The organism is Streptomyces botrytidirepellens, from assembly GCF_003721215.1.
Classification (GTDB): domain Bacteria; phylum Actinomycetota; class Actinomycetes; order Streptomycetales; family Streptomycetaceae; genus Streptomyces; species Streptomyces himastatinicus.
Window position 1 is genome coordinate 1 of sequence record NZ_RIBZ01000538.1, and the last position, 2,690, is coordinate 2,690.

A 2,690-nucleotide genomic window follows, 5' to 3' on the forward strand; every position below is an offset into this window, starting at 1 on the left:
CGCCGCGGTCACCGCGGCGGGACGGGCCCCGCACCCTGCTCAGCTCATCGGCTCACTCGCCGGACAGCACCGCCTGCGCGGCCCGGCGGGCATCCTCGGCGGTGTCCGCCGCGCGCGCCGCCGAAGCGGCCCGCTCGCACTGGGCGAGCGTGTGCTTGGCCAGCGTGGCGCGGACATACGGAATCGACGCGGCACCCATGGAGAGGCTGGTGACACCCAGACCGGTCAGCACACACGCCAGCAGCGGGTCGGACGCGGCCTCACCGCACACCCCGCAGCTCTTGCCCTCGGCCTGCGCGGCCTCGGCCGACGCCGCGACCAGGTCGAGCAGCGCGGGCTGCCACGGGTCCTGAAGCCGCGACACCGCACCCACCTGCCGGTCCGCGGCGAAGGTGTACTGAGCCAGGTCATTGGTGCCCAGCGACAGGAACTCGACCTCCTGAAGGATCGAGCGGGCCCGCAGCGCGGCCGACGGGATCTCCACCATCGCGCCGAACTTCGCCTGGAGCCCGGCCTCCCGGCACGCGTCCGCGAACGCCTTGGCGTCCAGCCGGTCGGCCACCATCGGCGCCATCACCTCGAGGTAGACCGGCAGCCCCTCCGCCGCCTTGGCCAGCGCCGTCAATTGCGTCCGCAGTACCTCGGGGTGGTCCAGCAGCGTGCGCAGTCCGCGTACGCCCAGCGCCGGATTGGGCTCATCGGACGGGGTGAGGAAGTCCAGCGGCTTGTCCGCGCCCGCGTCCAGGACCCGCACCACCACGCGGCCCTCGGGGAACGCCTCCAGCACCTGCCGGTAGGCCTCGGCCTGCTTCTCCTCCGACGGCGCCTTCGTGCTGTCGTCGAGGAAGAGGAACTCGGTCCGGAACAGCCCCACGCCCTCGGCGCCCGCCTCGACCGCCGCCGGCACGTCCGCCGGACCGCCGACGTTCGCCAGCAGCGGCACCTTGTGCCCGTCGGAGGTCGCGCCCGGACCGGACGAGGCGGCCAGCGCCGCCCGCCGCTCCTCGGCGGCCCGGGTCAGCTCCGCCCGCTTCTCCTCGCTCGGCGACACGAAGATCTCGCCCGTGCTGCCGTCCACGGCGATCATGGTGCCCTCGATCAGCTCCCCGGCACCGGGAAGCGCCACCACGGCGGGCACCCCGAGGGCGCGCGCCAGAATCGCGCTGTGGCTCGTCGGCCCGCCCTCCTCGGTCACGAAGCCGAGCACCAGGGTCGGGTCGAGCAGCGCCGTGTCGGCCGGGGCGAGATCGCGCGCGATCAGCACATACGGCTCGTCGCTGTCGGGCACGCCCGGCATCGGCACACCCAGCAGCCGCGCCACGATCCGGTTCCGTACGTCATCGAGGTCGGCCACCCGGCCCGCCAGGTACTCCCCGGCCCCGGCCAGCAGCGCCCGGTACGCGGCGAAGGCGTCGTACACCGCGCGCTCGGCGGTGCTGCCCACCGCGATGCGCCGCTCGACGTCGGCGATCAGCTCCGGGTCCTGCGCCATCATCGCCTGTGCCTCGAGCACGGCCTGGGCCTCGCCGCCCGCGAGATTGCCCCGCGCGATGAGATCCGCCGACACGGCCTCCACCGCCTGGCGCGCCCGCCCCTGCTCACGCGGCGCCTCGTCGGCCGGAATCTGCTTCGCCGGTGGCTCCAGCACCGCCGTGCCCATGTGGCGCACCTCGCCGATGGCCACCCCGTGGCTCACGCCGACGCCTCGCAGCGTTGTCTCCATGTCACCTGTCCCCGGTTGATACGGCGGAACCCGCCGTGGTGGATGTCGTACTAGCCGTCGACGCCGCCCGGACCGGTTCCGGACGGCGTCGAGGTCACGTCCAGCTGAAGAGCGCGTCGCCCGGCTTCATGTCGCCGTCCTCCTGGACCGCGGAGAGGGCTTCGGCCGTGGCCTCCAGGGCCACGACCGGGCAGATCGGCGACTTGCCGGCGGCCACGGCCACCGCGGGGTCCCAGCGCACGATCGCGTCACCGCGCTTGACGGTGTCCCCCTTATTGATGAGCACCTCGAAGCCGTCACCGTTCAGCTGCACGGTGTCGATCCCGAGGTGGGTGAGCACCCCATGCCCTTCCTCGTCCACGACCACGAACGCGTGGGGGTGCAACGAGACGACGATGCCGTCGACCGGAGCCACCGCCACGGAGGGCTCGAGCACCGGGTCGATCGCCGTACCCGGACCGACCATGGCGCCCGAGAACACCGGATCCGGAACCGCTGTCAGTCCGATCGCGCGCCCGGCGAGCGGAGACGTCACGGTGGTCATGGGAAGCCTCCCGGGTGAAGATCCATCTCGCGCCGTCACCGCCTGTCCCGGACAGCGCACTGCCCAGAAGCGTAAGTCATAGGAACTTGGGATTCCGCACAAGCGGCGCAGGCCGGAGACCCACCCAGGGGCCCCGAAACGATTTGCCACGGCCGCGTGAGGCGCTGTACTGTTGTACTCCTGCCCATCCGGATGAAGCATCGCAGTCAGCTGCGGGCGCGTCCAGGTGAGGGCGGCACCTTCAGTCACTTGATCCAAATCCCGGATCTGCTTTTGCATGCCATGCGAAGAATGCGGATTCGGAAAGCGGAAAAGCGTCTGATAGTGTGTGAAACACCGAAGGGAAGCGCCCGGAGAAACCGGTGATACGGTTTCAAAGGAAGCGTCCGTTCCTTGAGAACTCAACAGCGTGCCAAAAGTCAA

2 protein-coding genes are annotated in these 2,690 nt (G+C 71.1%); both read right to left on the bottom strand.

Going from position 1 to position 2,690, the window contains the following annotated elements; all coding sequences use genetic code 11:
* Positions 1 to 52: 52 nt before the first annotated feature.
* Positions 53 to 1,723, bottom strand: a complete 1,671-nt coding sequence (ptsP, locus tag EEJ42_RS32480) for a phosphoenolpyruvate--protein phosphotransferase (protein ID WP_123105511.1) — start codon at positions 1,721 to 1,723, stop codon at positions 53 to 55.
* Between the two features lie 94 nt (positions 1,724 to 1,817).
* Complete coding sequence (locus tag EEJ42_RS32485; protein WP_123105513.1) at positions 1,818 to 2,267, bottom strand: PTS sugar transporter subunit IIA; 450 nt, start codon at positions 2,265 to 2,267, stop codon at positions 1,818 to 1,820.
* Between the last annotated feature and the right edge of the window lie 423 nt (positions 2,268 to 2,690).

Bases quoted from the DNA above. Each gene is read 5' to 3' on its own strand.
- ptsP (WP_123105511.1), bottom strand. From the start codon at position 1,723: ATGGAGACAACGCTGCGAGGCGTCGGCGTGAGCCACGGGGTGGCCATC.
- EEJ42_RS32485 (WP_123105513.1), bottom strand. From the start codon at position 2,267: ATGACCACCGTGACGTCTCCGCTCGCCGGGCGCGCGATCGGACTGACA.